Annotated in this window: 13 protein-coding genes; 1 reads left to right on the top strand and 12 read right to left on the bottom strand. The window is 39.1% G+C overall.

The window, feature by feature from the left end; translation table 11 throughout:
* Nucleotides 1-127: 127 nt before the first annotated feature.
* The 5 genes from MHI04_RS03320 to MHI04_RS03300 form a co-directional block, all read right to left on the bottom strand.
* Nucleotides 128-1,318, bottom strand: a complete 1,191-nt coding sequence (locus MHI04_RS03320) for a DUF4097 family beta strand repeat-containing protein (RefSeq protein WP_271912418.1) — start codon at nucleotides 1,316-1,318, stop codon at nucleotides 128-130.
* Between the two features lie 88 nt (nucleotides 1,319-1,406).
* Entirely contained in the window at nucleotides 1,407-4,274 is a 2,868-nt protein-coding gene (uvrA, locus tag MHI04_RS03315) for an excinuclease ABC subunit UvrA (RefSeq protein ID WP_271912417.1), read from the bottom strand.
* 7 nt (nucleotides 4,275-4,281) lie between these two features.
* Nucleotides 4,282-6,261: an excinuclease ABC subunit UvrB gene (gene uvrB / locus MHI04_RS03310; RefSeq protein ID WP_271912416.1), complete on the bottom strand. Its 1,980-nt coding sequence runs from the start codon at nucleotides 6,259-6,261 to the stop codon at nucleotides 4,282-4,284.
* Between the two features lie 546 nt (nucleotides 6,262-6,807).
* The gene (gene tnpA / locus MHI04_RS03305; RefSeq protein WP_036129052.1) at nucleotides 6,808-7,281 is read right to left on the bottom strand and encodes an IS200/IS605 family transposase; all 474 of its coding nucleotides are present in this window, start codon (nucleotides 7,279-7,281) and stop codon (nucleotides 6,808-6,810) included.
* 171 nt (nucleotides 7,282-7,452) lie between these two features.
* Nucleotides 7,453-7,701 (bottom strand): IDEAL domain-containing protein, encoded by a 249-nt coding sequence (locus MHI04_RS03300; protein ID WP_036120988.1) that lies wholly within the window; start codon nucleotides 7,699-7,701, stop codon nucleotides 7,453-7,455.
* Between the two features lie 226 nt (nucleotides 7,702-7,927).
* Here MHI04_RS03300 and MHI04_RS03295 point away from each other — a divergent pair, with 226 nt between their 5' ends.
* Complete coding sequence (locus tag MHI04_RS03295) at nucleotides 7,928-8,437, top strand: competence protein ComK (RefSeq protein ID WP_036120991.1); 510 nt, start codon at nucleotides 7,928-7,930, stop codon at nucleotides 8,435-8,437.
* Between the two features lie 41 nt (nucleotides 8,438-8,478).
* Here MHI04_RS03295 and prfB read toward each other — a convergent pair.
* The 7 genes from prfB to MHI04_RS03260 all read right to left on the bottom strand — a co-directional run bounded on the left by prfB (nucleotide 8,479) and on the right by MHI04_RS03260 (nucleotide 15,449).
* Nucleotides 8,479-9,580 (bottom strand): peptide chain release factor 2 gene (prfB, locus tag MHI04_RS03290; protein WP_101966489.1). Its coding sequence is split into 2 segments (ribosomal slippage): nucleotides 8,479-9,507 and nucleotides 9,509-9,580, totalling 1,101 coding nucleotides; the frame shifts between segments, so codons are not numbered across the junction.
* A gap of 124 nt (nucleotides 9,581-9,704) precedes the next feature.
* Nucleotides 9,705-10,247: a competence protein ComK gene (locus tag MHI04_RS03285; RefSeq protein ID WP_271912415.1), complete on the bottom strand. Its 543-nt coding sequence runs from the start codon at nucleotides 10,245-10,247 to the stop codon at nucleotides 9,705-9,707.
* A 343-nt stretch (nucleotides 10,248-10,590) separates the two neighbouring features.
* The gene (gene secA / locus MHI04_RS03280) at nucleotides 10,591-13,101 is read right to left on the bottom strand and encodes a preprotein translocase subunit SecA (protein WP_036120997.1); all 2,511 of its coding nucleotides are present in this window, start codon (nucleotides 13,099-13,101) and stop codon (nucleotides 10,591-10,593) included.
* A 142-nt stretch (nucleotides 13,102-13,243) separates the two neighbouring features.
* The gene (gene raiA, locus MHI04_RS03275) at nucleotides 13,244-13,795 is read right to left on the bottom strand and encodes a ribosome-associated translation inhibitor RaiA (RefSeq protein WP_036121000.1); all 552 of its coding nucleotides are present in this window, start codon (nucleotides 13,793-13,795) and stop codon (nucleotides 13,244-13,246) included.
* A gap of 99 nt (nucleotides 13,796-13,894) precedes the next feature.
* Nucleotides 13,895-14,275, bottom strand: coding sequence for a PilZ domain-containing protein (locus MHI04_RS03270; protein WP_036121003.1), 381 nt, complete (start codon nucleotides 14,273-14,275; stop codon nucleotides 13,895-13,897).
* A gap of 195 nt (nucleotides 14,276-14,470) precedes the next feature.
* Nucleotides 14,471-14,881, bottom strand: a complete 411-nt coding sequence (gene fliS / locus MHI04_RS03265) for a flagellar export chaperone FliS (RefSeq protein WP_141904756.1) — start codon at nucleotides 14,879-14,881, stop codon at nucleotides 14,471-14,473.
* Nucleotides 14,882-15,089: 208 nt separating this feature from the next.
* Nucleotides 15,090-15,449 (bottom strand): flagellar protein FliT, encoded by a 360-nt coding sequence (locus MHI04_RS03260; protein WP_271912412.1) that lies wholly within the window; start codon nucleotides 15,447-15,449, stop codon nucleotides 15,090-15,092.
* Nucleotides 15,450-15,467: the final 18 nt, after the last annotated feature.

The raw sequence follows: 15,467 nt of genomic DNA, 5'->3' as shown, positions 1-15,467 counted from the left end.
TCGTTCTTTCATTGCCATTATCATTAAAAAAATGACAAAAATAAAAACAGCAATCGACGATAAACCAAGTCGAATACTGTTTGAAATAGCAAGAAGCATTCAAGCTTTCGCCTGAATGCTTCCCATGTTACATTTGTTGTTCGTCCGTTGTTGTGTAGCGCACTAAAACGGCGCCAGTTTTCGATTCGCCTTCGATAAATAAGCGATTTGCACTTTCAACTTCTTTATCAAAGCGTACTACTTTGGATAGGAATTGGTCCTGTGACTCCATTTTAGAAACATCCTGAATGCCTACATCTACTTTCCCGAAATTCGTCACAACTTTACCACTTAATGAAATGGTACGTGGGACATATATTTCCACCGCTCCAGCAACTGTTTGAGCTTTTATTTTAGATGAATTTGTGGAACAAGTTGTTACCACTACATGTCCATTGACAGACTTCGCCTCTACCTCATCCAAAGCTCCATCTAAATAAACACGTCCATTCAATGTTTCAGCCTCTAAATCCTTACCACGAACATTCGTTAATTCAATGGAACCATTAGAAGAGTCCACTTCCGCTTTTCCAAAATTAAACTTAGTGCCTTTAATAGCTCCGTTCAATGTTTTAACTTTTAATTCTTCAAATTCTATATCCTGTAGTGACGCACTACCATTCATGAGACGAACAGATAATTTTTCAAGTTTATCCTTAGGTACTTGCACCTTTACATTGACTTGAACAAGCTTTAATTGGCTTAAAATGCGAAGTGAACGCTCATCCTCTTTTACAACAAATTGCTCTAAAAAGTGATTGCGTGTTTCTTCCTCGCTCTCATTCATCAGCGGTGCTTTCACCTTACAAACTACCTGAATCGTATCTCCTCCACTTGCTTCCAATGAGAAATTACCATTTGGCAATTCAACAATAACATTGTCTACGTTAGCAGCTGCCACTTCTTCTGTATGTGTAAATTCAATTTTATCTCCAAATGGAGATGCTACATCAAATTCCTTTACCTTTTTAACAGCGGTATTCATCATATCCATAAAAAGAGAACCGATTTGCGTTAAATCCTTACGAAAATCTTGCATTTCATCTTGGAAATATTTCATAAAATCATCTTTTTTCTTGTCACCATCTTTTGATTTTTCTTCAAATAGTGACTCTTCTTTTTCAGTTGAAAAGGATTGCGCCTCTTTTGACACATCATCCATAACATTTTGAGTAGACTTGCCAGGTTGCTCTAATGCTTCTAGTAATGTAATCGCCTCTTGTGCCGAAATCGTTCCTTTTTCTACAAGTTCTAAAATTCGTTGACGTTCATTTTGCATAAATAAATAGCCTCCCTCAGTTCGTTATACTATTTATACGATTCATCATATGAAAAGTTTCACTGCAAAATTGAATAAATTGGGTCTGTTAAGATTGAGACGCTTCTACTAGCAATGCATCCATTCGCAGACGATCACGTTCCAGGATAGGTTTTAAGTATTTCCCTGTGTAAGAGCCAGCGACTTTTACTACCTCTTCTGGTGTACCTGTTGCAACGATAGTGCCACCTTTATCTCCACCTTCTGGCCCTAAGTCGATGATATAATCAGCGGTTTTAATAACGTCTAAATTATGCTCAATGACTAATACAGAGTCCCCATTTTCAACAAGCCGCTGCAACACGACTAGCAATCGAGCAATATCATCGGCATGTAAACCTGTCGTTGGCTCATCCAAAATATAGAAGGATTTCCCTGTAGATCGTCGGTGTAACTCAGAGGCTAGCTTTACGCGCTGTGCCTCACCACCCGATAAAGTGGTAGCTGGTTGTCCCAATTTCATATAGCCCAAGCCCACATCGACAATTGTTTGTAGTTTACGCTGGATTTTAGGAATATTTTCGAAAAACACTACTGCATTTTCAATCGTCATATCAAGAATATCTGCAATACTCTTATCTTTATACTTCACTTCAAGTGTTTCACGATTATAACGTTTGCCATGACATACCTCACATGGAACATAAACATCTGGAAGGAAGTGCATTTCGATTTTAATAATGCCATCTCCTCGACATGCTTCACAGCGTCCACCTTTAACATTAAAGCTAAAGCGACCTTTTTTATAGCCTCGTACCTTTGCTTCATTTGTTGCCGCAAAAACATCACGAATATCATCAAAGACACCTGTATACGTTGCTGGGTTTGAACGAGGCGTACGACCAATTGGTGATTGGTCAATATCGATTACTTTTTCAAGCTCCTCTAGGCCCGTCACTTCTTTATGTTCTCCAGGCTTAACCTTTGAACGATTCAGCTTCTGTGCCAATGATTTATATAAAATTTCATTTATCAGTGTCGATTTCCCAGAGCCTGACACACCTGTCACCGCTACAAATAAACCCAGTGGCACATCCACTTTGACGTTACGTAAATTATTTTCCTTAGCGCCTTTAATGGACAGCTTACGACCATTTGGTTGACGTCTTTCCACTGGTAATGGAATGAATTTTTTACCACTTAAATATTGCCCTGTTAGAGAGTTTTCATTCTTCATAACTTCCTGTGGTGTGCCTGCTGCCACAATTTGACCGCCATGAACACCTGCTCCAGGTCCCACATCAATAAGATAATCGGCTGCCAACATCGTATCTTCATCATGCTCTACCACAATTAACGTATTGCCGATATCACGCATATTTTGCAGCGTGTTAATTAAACGATCATTATCACGTTGATGCAAACCAATCGAAGGCTCATCTAAAATATAGAGAACTCCTGTTAAACGTGAGCCGATTTGTGTAGCGAGCCGAATACGTTGCGCCTCTCCGCCTGATAATGTCCCTGCTGCACGACTCAATGTCAAATAATCTAAACCTACATTGACAAGGAAGCCCAATCGTTCTTCAATTTCTCGTAAAACCAGTCGAGCAATTTGCATATCCTTTTCAGTTAAATCCAACTCTTTGAAAAATGTGTCCGCTTCCTGAATCGAATATTGTGTGACTTCACCAATATGCTTATCTGCTACTTTCACAGCTAACGTCTCAGGCTTTAAACGATAACCTTTACAGGACGGACATGGCTGCTGTGCCATATATTTTTCCATTTGCTCACGAACATAATCGGATGTTGTTTCTTTAAAACGGCGTTCCACATTGCGCACAACACCTTCAAATTCAATCATTTGGTCTCGCACATTGCCAAACTCATTTTCATAATGGAAGTGAATTTTGTCTTTTCCTGAGCCATATAAAACCTTATCCATCTTTTCCTTTGGTAAATCCTTCACAGGCACGTCCATTGGGATATCGTAGTGATCACACACCGCTTTTAATAATTGTGGATAGTACTGTGAACTAGTCGGTTCCCATGGAGCAATAGCATGCTCTAACAAGGAACGATCCCAATCTGGAACGACTAAATCTAAATCCACTTCCTGTGTTGAGCCTAAGCCATCGCAGCTTGTGCAAGCACCAAACGGGCTATTAAATGAAAACATACGAGGCTCTAGCTCGCCTATAGAAAAACCACATATCGGGCAAGCATGATGTTCACTAAATAATAATTCTTCATACTCCATCACATCAACAAGTACACGACCATCAGCCAAACGTAAAGCTGTTTCTAAGGAGTCACTCAACCGTGAGGCAATACCTTCCTTCATAACAACACGGTCCACTACTACTTCAATCGAGTGCTTTTTATTTTTATCAAGATCAATCGCATCATCTAAATCCCGTAATTCCCCATCAATTCGCACACGAACAAACCCTTGCTTTTTTAAATCCTCTAGCAGTTTAACATGGGTTCCCTTGCGTCCAGAAACCATCGGCGCAAGAAGCTGCATTTTTGTTCTTTCTGGATATGATAATAAACGGTCTACCATCTGCTCAATCGTTTGGGAAGTGATTTCTATGCCATGATTTGGACAGATCGGTTTACCAATGCGTGCATAAAGTAATCGTAAGTAATCATAGATTTCCGTTACCGTACCAACCGTAGAACGTGGATTACGACTCGTTGTTTTTTGGTCAATGGAAATAGCAGGCGATAATCCTTCTATTGCATCGACATCTGGCTTATCCATTTGTCCTAAAAATTGACGGGCATAGGCAGAAAGGGACTCAACATAACGACGTTGGCCCTCCGCATAAATTGTGTCAAATGCTAGAGAAGATTTTCCTGAGCCTGATAAACCTGTTAATACGACTAATTGGTCACGTGGAATTGTGACATTGATATTTTTTAAATTATGAGCACGTGCACCTTGCACGACAATTTCAGTATTTTTCACAAGTCATTCACCCTTCTACCTTCAATTCAAATATTGTATCTCGCAACTCAGCCGCACGTTCAAAATCAAGCGCTTTTGCTGCTTCCTTCATTTCGACCTCTAAGGAAGCCAAAAGCTGTTCTCTTTCCGCCTTTGTCAGCTTTTTGCCTTTCGTAGCCTTTTTCACATAGGATTCTTCTTCTTCTGCCACTTGTGTCGCACGAATTACATCTGGGATTTTCTTGATAATGGTTTGAGGCGTTATGCCATGCTCCTCGTTGTAAGCCATTTGCAATGCACGACGACGTTGTGTTTCATCAATTGCCTTTTTCATCGAATCTGTTACATGGTCCGCATACATAATGACATGACCATTTGCATTACGTGCAGCACGACCAATCGTTTGAATTAATGAACGTTCCGAACGTAAAAATCCTTCTTTATCAGCATCAAGAATCGCTACAAGTGACACCTCAGGAATATCAAGTCCTTCACGCAAGAGATTAATACCGATGAGTACATCGTACGTTCCTTTACGTAGCTCACGAATAATCTCAATACGTTCTAGCGTTTTAATTTCGGAATGTAGGTACTCGACCTTTAAGCCCATTTCTTTCAAGTAGGCCGTTAAATCTTCTGACATTTTCTTCGTTAATGTTGTCACTAAAACCCGTTCATTTTGGGCAATTCGATCTTGAATTTCATCTATTAAATTATCGATTTGCCCTTCAATAGGTCGCACTTCAATTAACGGATCCAATAATCCAGTAGGTCGAATAATTTGCTCAACCATTTCCGGCGTATGCTCCAGCTCATAAGGGCCTGGTGTGGCTGATACATAAATGGCCTGATGCACTCGGTTTTCGTATTCTTCAAAACGTAGTGGACGGTTATCAAGTGCTGATGGCAAACGGAAACCATGTTCTACGAGTACACCTTTACGAGCTTGGTCACCATTATACATACCACGAACCTGAGGAAGTGTTACGTGACTTTCATCTACTACAAGCAAAAAGTCATCTGGGAAGTAATCTAGCAATGTATATGGAGTGGCACCTGCTCCACGCAATGTTAAATGGCGTGAATAGTTTTCAATCCCTGAGCAAAAGCCCATTTCACGCATCATTTCTAAATCATAACGTGTCCGTTGCTCTAGGCGCTGTGCCTCTAGTAATTTATCCTCTGCACGTAGCAACGCAAGACGTTCCTCTAATTCTTTTTCAATGTTTTCAATCGCTTTTCGCATTTTCTCTTCTCGTGTAACGAAGTGGGATGCCGGGAATATAGCAACATGCTCTCGATCCGATAAAATTTCTCCAGTTAAGGCATCCACCTCTCGAATACGATCGATTTCATCACCGAAAAACTCCACCCGAATACAATGCTCGTCACGTGAGGCTGGGAAAATTTCCACTACATCTCCACGTACCCGAAATGTCCCCCGAGTAAAACTGACATCATTACGCTCGTATTGAACATCTACAAGTTTGCGCAGTAGCTGATTACGTTCAATTTCCATACCTGTGCGAATCGATACAACCATTTCTCGATACTCTTCAGGAGAACCTAAACCATAAATACAGGACACAGATGCAATAATGATGACATCATCACGCTCAAATAATGCAGAAGTAGCAGAGTGACGCAGCTTATCAATTTCATCGTTAATGCTGGAATCTTTTTCTATATAGGTATCTGTCTGCGGTACATAGGCTTCTGGTTGGTAGTAATCATAGTAGCTGACAAAATATTCAACAGCGTTATTCGGGAAGAACTCTTTAAACTCACTATATAACTGGCCAGCTAGTGTTTTATTATGTGCCATAATGAGTGTTGGTTTTTTAATTTGCTGGATGACATTAGAAATGGTAAACGTTTTACCTGTTCCCGTAGCACCAAGTAATGTTTGATGACGCTTGCCCGCTTTCACACCCTCCACTAATTCCGCAATTGCCTGTGGCTGATCCCCGTTAGGCTGATATGGCGCTTGTAAATCAAATGTTTGCACACATGTCCCCGTCCTTTCCTTCCAATTTGTACATATATTTTAGCATAGCAATATTAAAATTTCGAACATTTAACGAACGAATGTTTGTAAAAAATTTTTTTATCCCTAAAATGAATAACCGTGAAGCGAAGAATACTTATTACTCTCATAATAGCCGCTTCAACACATTTTCAAGCTTAATCTATTCAATAGATTTCGATTCTTGAGTAGAAGTCATAATATTTTCAGTAGAGGGCTTCTGCTTTTGTGAGTGGGGTAACAGATTTTTGGCGTGGGTTGCATTCTTTTATGAGCCAGGGCTCTTGCTTTGAGAGCGGATTTACTCCTGAGCAGGAGTTCTTACTTTCTGAGCAACTCTCCCTCTTTTATAAGCGAAGACTCTCACTTTTTGAACGAGCAGCCCTCCTTCAATCAAATCAGAACCACCAGTATAACTGGTGGTTTGCTCTGCGCGTGAAACGCTGGGGTACTGGCCCATGTCTAAAGACATTCTGAATGGTCTGCCAACCGCACTCCGTTTTCACACAAACCGCTAAAGCGGCTTACTTATTTTTTCTTTCTCTTGATTTCTTCTCCTGTGAATGGGTCAATGAATTCTTTCATCGTCATTTGATCTTGCAGGATATCTTCTTGTAATTGATTTTTTATATACTCTTGTATCTTTTTCTTATTTCGGCCGACTGTGTCCACATAGTATCCTCGACACCAGAATTGACGATTACCGTATTTATACTTTAAATTCGCATGTCGGTCGAAAATCATTAGACTACTCTTCCCTTTTAAATAACCCATGAACGCAGATACACTCAATTTCGGTGGAATACTTACCAACATATGAATGTGGTCAGGACAGGCTGTTGCCTCTATGATTTCTACATCTTTTCTTTCACATAATTGGCGCAATATTCTTCCAACATCTGCTTTAATTTGACCATAAATAATCTGCCTTCTATACTTTGGCGCAAAGACGATATGATACTTACAATTCCACGTTGTATGTGCTAAACTTTTATTATCCATTTATGGTGGCTCCTTTCGTACGAAGTCGGTTGACTAGACCTGACTTTATTGTACGTTTGGAGTTTTTTTATTGTCCATAGCTAAAAGCTTTCCGGAACCCCCTGCATAGCAGGGGGTTTTCAAAGCACACAAAAAAATCCCGCTCTCCAATAGACATGGAGAGCGGGTTCGTTAGTATGATTCATCCTCTGTTTGCTGCAAGGAATGTAGTTCGGCTGCGTATTGGTAAAATGCGTTTTCATCTTTTTCATCGAGTACTCTGTCTATCAGAACCATGAGTTGCTCTTGACGATGCATACGCTGGATACGATTTAAAAATAAATCTAAATAAATCTCGTTTAATAATTTCTCTGCCTCATCAACTTTTTTCGACTGACCCACGGCTTTTAGAAAATCTGTGTACGAATAATATTTATCCAACGATCTCACCTCGATCCTTTTCTAAATTATATGAAAATTGAAATTAAATTGCAATGCTTACGAATTGAAAATAACTTGGATTAGCTATTAATCTCGTGACATTTGCAGTGAATTCTCTAAGCATTTCATTCTTTTCTGAAGGGTTTTCAGCTACTTTGTCTATTTTTTGAAACTCTCATTTTGTTCTACACTACCGTTATCAACAGAAAAAGGAGGCTCTCTCTATATGACTAGCAATTTTGTCAATAGCTACTTAATTTCATTCAACACTTACTTGCTTCAACCTATTCAGCACAACTCCAAGGTTTTCACTCATGTTATCGATAAGCACAATGAGCTGATCGTCACGCGTAAACCGATGCATGTGCTTCGAAAATCTTGTATCTCATTAGGTTCAACCTATGAAGCTGCAAAACTATCGGCTAAACGTTTCTTTGGCAATCAACATAAGCTACCAATCGTCGTGGCCTTTGACTACGGCTATCCCTGTATTTTTCTACCAACTTATTCCCCGAACTCCATTCATAATATATGGATTGGACTTCACGCGATTATCAATATTACACCAAGTCAGACGGGGTGTGTTGTCACATTAAAAAATGGTAAAACAATTGAACTACCTATTCAATATGCCTCGATTAGTAAACAGTTTTTGAATGCATCGATGCTCTATAAATATTACATGAACGAGCGCAAGCAGCTTAGCCAAGATGCGCCATATCACCCTCCCTTTTAACTAGAAAATCCCCCAAGAACACCTCTTGGGGGATTTGTGTATTAGCCAATTTTCGAGCGTAAATAGGCATTAATAAACGGATCTAAATCGCCGTCCATCACTGCACCAACATTACCTGTTTCTTCATTCGTACGGTGATCCTTCACCATAGAGTATGGGTGGAATACATACGAACGAATTTGTGAGCCCCAGCCGATTTCCTTTTGCTCACCACGTATTTCATCTAGTTGCGCTTGCTGCTTATCTAACTCTAATTGATATAATTTCCCTTTTAGCATCGTCATCGCTTTTTCACGGTTTTTAATCTGTGAACGCTCTGCTTGACACTGTACAACAGTACCAGTCGGAATATGTGTAATACGAACTGCTGAATCTGTCGTATTAATATGCTGACCACCCGCACCTGTAGCACGATACGTATCAATTTTTAAATCCTCTGTGCGAATGTCGATTTCAATATTTTCGTCGAACTCTGGCATAACATCACAAGAAACAAATGATGTATGACGACGACCTGACGAATCGAATGGTGAGATACGCACTAGACGATGCACGCCTTTTTCAGCCTGTAAATAACCGAAAGCATTGTGACCTTTAATCGACAATGTTACCGATTTAATCCCTGCTTCATCACCAGGAAGATAGTCCACAGTCTCCACTTTAAATCCACGCTTCTCCGCCCATCTTGTATACATACGTAACAGCATAGAACCCCAGTCCTGAGATTCCGTTCCACCGGCACCAGGGTGTAGCTCTAAAATAGCATTATTTTGATCATATGGACCACTTAACAGCAATTGCAGCTCAAAATCCCCCATTTTTTGCTGGAATTCTGCTAGCTCTTTGCCTAGTTCTTCCTGTAACTCTTCATCTGGCTCTTCCTGTAAAAGCTCCAGTGTCATATCTAAATTTTCATGGGTTTCCACTAAATCTTTATATTCATTGACGATTGCTTTTAAGCCATTGCCTTCATTGATGGTCACCTGTGCCCCTTGCTGATCATCCCAAAAGCCAGGCTCTAGCATCATTTCATCTAGCTCCTGAATGCGTGCCTCTTTGTTTTCTAAGTCAAAGAGACCCCCTGAAGTCCGCCAGTTTTTTGGCTGTAGTGTCTAACACATTGCGTACATCTGCTAATTCAATCATTGTTAAATCCTCCGAACGTTAGTAATGGAGCTAACATTGCACTCACAAAGCTCCGTATCTTTTCATTATAACGTTTTTACAAAGGAAAACATACTATCTAGCAGTTGTTTTCTCGGAGTAATCAATGATCCTGTGTCTCGTCCTCTAGCATATTAAGAGCGAGACGCTGAAAAACCTTTACACGGTCATACTGAACAAGCAAATGCTTTGTTCGTTTTTCTAACCTATATTTTAATAAATAGGCTCTCTGAATACGATATTCTAACGCATTAACACTGACATCCACTACCAGTTCTTTGCCATTCGTAAAAGTTATTTTTGCTCTCTTTTTATCCACAGCGATATATTCATCAATATGATGAACGGCGAACCAGATACATTCAGGTTGTAGAGGAGACTTACTTGGAAACCATAAAATATTACATCGTTCATCCACTACAATTGGATTTTTATTAAGCTTTCCTAAAATCATTTTCGAGCCATCAAATGCCCCTCTTAAACTCGAACCAAAATAACGAAGGTTATAGTCCATTAACTTCGTTGGTGCTAATTTCGATAGATATTCATTATTTTTCTCAATCACCCGCGTACATAAATTTCCAAAGGAATCATACACAGGCATATACATCATCGTTTCACTATTCATAATATCTTTTTTATGCACCTATAGTCCTCCTTTATACACTTTATGTTTTTTCAATTAAAATAAAAAGGGATATACCAATATTCGTACATTCCAGATGTTTGTGACTCGTAAAATTGCTTTATTATCATGCATAGCACCCCTTCCCTTTCTAGGTCTAAGTCTTCATAGCACCTTCTTATTTAGGATAATAACGGGAGCTTCCCTGAACTAAAATCCTAATATTACAGCTATTGTATACCCATATTTTTCAATTGTCTATAAATTCTGACTTTTATTCCTAAATTTCTTCCTAAAACAGTATAATGTCAAAAGAAAAAAACCATTTCAACATGTAGTTAAAATGATTTTTTTCACTAATATATTATTGACCTGCACCATGACAGTTTTTAAATTTCTTGCCGCTTCCACATGGGCATAAATCATTACGACCAATATTTTCAGACTTACGCACAGGTTGTTTTTTCGGAGCTGAGCCGCCTTCTTCCTTCGGATTAACCGCTTGGCCCTTCGCCACCTCTTCACGCTCAAGATTACTGCGAATTTCTGCCTTCATTGCATATTTCGCAACATCCTCACGAATAGACGCAACCATATCCTCAAACATAGCAAAGCCTTCTTGTTGATATTCTCGAAGTGGATCATTTTGTCCATATGCACGTAGATGGATACCTTGACGAAGTTGGTCCATCGCATCGATATGATCAATCCATTTCGTATCAATAGAACGTAATAAAATTACCTTTTCAAACTCACGCATACGCTCTGGTGTCAGTTCTGCCTCTTTTTCATCATAACGAGCATGAACAGCATCCGAAACCAACTGATTAATGTCTTCAGCAGACTTGCCTTGGAAATCTGCTACTTTAAGCTGACCCTCTTCTAACAGATTAGCCGCTACAAAATCTTCAATTGCTTTTAAGTTCCAATCTTTCTGCTCACCCTGAGTATACAGACCAACAACATTATCGATTGTCTCTTGAATCATAGACTCTACGAGTACACGCATATTCTCTGTTTCCAATACATCATAACGCTCTTTATAAATAATCTCACGTTGCTGACGTAGCACATCGTCATATTGTAATAAACGTTTACGTGCATCAAAGTTATTACCTTCGACACGTTTCTGCGCTGATTCTACAGCTCTCGACACAACTTTTGATTGCAATGGCTGAGAATCATCCATGCCTAAGCGCATCATCATCGACTTCATATTATCAGAGCCAAAACGACGCATTAAATCATCTTCTAGGGATAGATAGAACTGCGTAACCCCTGGATTCCCTTGACGACCAGAACGTCCACGAAGCTGGTTATCGATACGACGTGATTCATGTCGCTCTGTCCCGATGACCGCTAAACCACCAATTTCTAGTACACCTTCACCTGGTTTAATATCTGTACCACGACCCGCCATGTTTGTCGCAATCGTTACTGCGCCCTTAGTACCGGCATTTGCAATAATTTCTGCCTCGCGTTCATGGTTTTTCGCATTCAAGACATTATGAGGAATTTTATGTTTATCAAGTAACTGCGAAATAATTTCAGATGTTTCAATCGCAACTGTACCAACAAGCACAGGTTGTCCTGCCTTATGACGCTCAGCAATATCGGCCGCCACCGCTTTATATTTTCCTTCCATCGAAGCAAAAATTAAATCTGGACGGTCATCACGAGCTATTGGTTTATTCGTTGGAATCGCAATAACGCTCATGTTGTAAATATTTCGGAACTCTTCTTCCTCTGTTTTCGCTGTACCTGTCATACCCGCAAGCTTTTGGTACATACGGAAATAGTTTTGGAACGTAATGGTAGCCATTGTCATTGATTCATTTTGAATGTCAACGCCCTCTTTGGCTTCAATTGCTTGGTGAAGTCCATCAGAATATCGACGGCCCTTCATTAAACGGCCCGTAAAGCCGTCAACAATTACAATTTCGCCCTCTTGGACAACATAGTCAACATCATTATGCATACTCACATGTGCCTTTAACGATTGGTTAATGGCATGATTTAAGCGTACATGTGTTAAATCAAACAAATTGTCGATCCCAAATGCTTTTTCTGCCTTTTCTACACCTGCATCTGTTAATGTAACACCTTTTGTCGACTCTTCGTATGTGTAATCTGTATCTGCACTTAACATGCGTACAAAAGCATTAGACTGTTTGTACAACTGTGCTGATTTCCCAGCTTGACCCGAAATAATTAATGGCGTACGAGCCTCATCAATTAAAATAGAGTCCACCTCATCGATTACAGCATAATGAAGCGGTCGTTGAACACGCTCTTCTTTATAAAGCACCATATTGTCACGTAAATAGTCAAATCCTAATTCATTGTTTGTACTATAAGTAATATCCGCTTCATATGCCGCACGCTTCTCTTCTTTTGACAGGCTATTTAAATTTAAACCTACTGTAAGACCTAAGAAATTATACAGCTGTCCCATCTCAGCAGCATCACGACTAGCCAAATATTCATTGACTGTTACAACATGTACACCTTTACCAGTAATCGCGTTTAAATAAACCGCCATAGTAGCTGTTAATGTTTTACCTTCACCTGTTTTCATCTCTGAAATATTACCTTCATCCAGTGAAGCAGCCCCCATGATTTGAACACGGAAAGGATACATCTCTAAAACACGTTTAGATGCTTCGCGACAAACAGCAAAAGCCTCTGCACGAATCGACTCTAAATGCTCTCCATCAGCATAACGCTTTTTAAACTCTTCTGTTTTTGCTTGTAATTGTTCATCTGAAAGCTGTTCCATTTGAGAAGCAAATCCCTCTACTTGGTCAGCGATTTTTTCTAATTTTTTTAACTCACGTTTATTGAAATCAAATAATTTATTTAATAGGTTTGCCATGAATGTTTTTCACTTCCTATATAGATTCAACTTCCATTTTACCATTGTGTAACAGTTTCATGCAAACAGTCACCCTACTTGCAGAAGAAAGTCATACAAAAAAGACTCTCGCCATCGCGAGAGCCTTTGTCATCATGAAGTTTTAAGTTGTTTCGATTAAGCCATATTTACCGTCTTTACGTTTATACACAATATTTGTGCCATTAGATTCAGCATCTGTAAAGACATAGAAATCATGCCCTAACATATTCATTTGTAAAACAGCCTCTTCTTGATCCATCGGTTTTAAATCAAATTGCTTTGTACGTACAATTGAGTATTCCTCTTCCTCTGTAGTAGCATCAGCGGCTGCTTGTGTAGTAGCAAAATAAAGGCCTGCACCTTCTCGCTCACGGAATTTACGGTTTACTTTTGTTTTATGCTTACGAATTTGACGCTCTAATTTATCAACGATTAGATCAACCGCAGCATACATGTCATTATGACGCTCTTCAGCACGAAGAGTTAAGTTCTTCATCGGAACTGTGACTTCCACTTTTGTTTGCTTGTCATTATAAACCTTTAAATTTACGTTAGCATTGGCGTTAACATCTTCGTTAAAATAACGTTCGACTTTTTCGATTTTATTCTCAACATACTCACGAATAGCTGGAGTTACCTCAATATTTTCACCACGAATGTTAAAGTTTAACATGTAAACTCCTCCTTTATAACTGCTATACTATCTATTTCTACACAAGTGTGTGAAATTCCTCTAAAATAATTCTTTTTTTTACAAAAAAATTTTATAAAATTAATGGTTGCTTTGCTTTTTTGCTTCTGCCGCTTCCTTTTTACGTCGCAGCTTTAATTCTTCTACAATCAAATCTTCTACTCGTGCCTGATCATTGAAATAAATGCCATATTGCTTGCCGCTACCAAACGGACGGCTCCAAATAACTTCACCATAAGCCCGCACCTCTTGTGTATCAAGCACAAAATGGATATCCAATGGTGGAGGATTCACGCCTAAATCCACTTCAGTAAACATCTTTAACCCACGTGGACTAATGTCCAGCAAGTCCGCCATAGCCGTTTGTCCATGATTGACCCTTCCGTTCTCATAAATAGCAAAAGTTATTTGAACAGGCTCCTCAAATTTAAATCGGAAACCTTCTTGACGCTTAAAGATCATATTCCCACCCCAGTACTATGTTAAACATTTATATTGCTTTGATTATGACACGATGCCCTTCTTACAGCTAGAGGGAATAAGTAACATATTTTACCGTCAAATAGCCTAATTTATGACTATTTAGTGTTAATTTCTAGTTATTATTCCTGTCATATAGAAAAGAGACCATCTTTTGATGATGGTCTCTAATTTTGTCTAAATTTGTCCGCTGTTTCCCTGACCAAATTGCTGTTGTCGAGTAATGCGAATAACTTCCTTCCACGTATCGCGGAATTCCGTCACCAATCCTTCTACTTCTTCAATAATCGCTACATCATTTTGAATGTTTGCCTCTACTAAACGATGATTCATATATTCGTAAAGAGGTAGCATTTGTTTCGAAATCTCAATATCCATATTGAGTGTAGACATTAGCTCGGCAATGATCGCCTGTGCCTTTATAAGATTTGTATTTTTTTCTTGGACATTTTTCTCTTGAATAGCTTGTTTCGCCTTATGCAAGAATTTTAAACATCCATTATAAAGCATTAACGTCAATTCGCCAGGAGAAGCTGTAGTCACACTATTTTGTTTATACGCATTTTGTGCTGTTAAATTTGCTGCCAATAAAGGACAACTCCTTTGAAAGGTTACTTATTTACTAGTTTAAACCATTTTACGAAGAAAAGCTATTTGATCAATAACGCCCAAGCGTAATTGTGTCGGGATTTTGAATTGTGTGATCATAATTCATCCTTTTAAAATTCTTGACGTCCGCCGGAGCTTTATCTTCATTCAGCTTGCGGCTTCCACCACACTAAATGAAGATAAAATGTCAATTCTTTTTATCGTAATACATCCCGTCCATCACACGAACATTGGAGTAAGGGTTGAAATATTGCTGTTCACTTTTTTTCGTTTTTTGTAGGTTTGCCATATCTTGCTTAACTGCATCCATAACAGCTGCTAATCTTTTTTTAATACCATTATCTAGTTCCAACAGTGTACGATGAATACGATTTTGTTCATTGAAATGAAAACCTTCTTGTTTCAAGCCTTTAATAATCGTTTCACGCTTGTCCAACATGCTATTGATTGTGTTGATGTATTCGTCACGCTCTTCACCATTTGGAATGTCACCTAAATGCTTAAATAAATTGGCTGACACTTGCAATAGTTGATCTGTTTGATGCATATTATTCTCCTACCTTAA

Origin of the sequence: Lysinibacillus sp. FSL K6-1151 (assembly GCF_038630755.1) — a bacterium.
In the GTDB taxonomy this organism is placed as follows: domain Bacteria; phylum Bacillota; class Bacilli; order Bacillales_A; family Planococcaceae; genus Lysinibacillus; species Lysinibacillus fusiformis_D.
The sequence above is the reverse complement of the archived record's forward strand: the minus strand, read 5'-3'. Positions and strand labels throughout refer to the sequence as shown.

Coding starts and splice junctions, on each gene's coding strand:
- raiA (WP_036121000.1), bottom strand. CDS start 13,795: ATGTTAAACTTTAACATTCGTGGTGAAAATATTGAGGTAACTCCAGCT.
- tnpA (WP_036129052.1), bottom strand. CDS start 7,281: ATGGATAATAAAAGTTTAGCACATACAACGTGGAATTGTAAGTATCAT.
- MHI04_RS03260 (WP_271912412.1), bottom strand. CDS start 15,449: ATGCATCAAACAGATCAACTATTGCAAGTGTCAGCCAATTTATTTAAG.
- MHI04_RS03295 (WP_036120991.1), top strand. CDS start 7,928: ATGACTAGCAATTTTGTCAATAGCTACTTAATTTCATTCAACACTTAC.
- MHI04_RS03270 (WP_036121003.1), bottom strand. CDS start 14,275: ATGATCTTTAAGCGTCAAGAAGGTTTCCGATTTAAATTTGAGGAGCCT.
- secA (WP_036120997.1), bottom strand. CDS start 13,101: ATGGCAAACCTATTAAATAAATTATTTGATTTCAATAAACGTGAGTTA.
- MHI04_RS03320 (WP_271912418.1), bottom strand. CDS start 1,318: ATGCAAAATGAACGTCAACGAATTTTAGAACTTGTAGAAAAAGGAACG.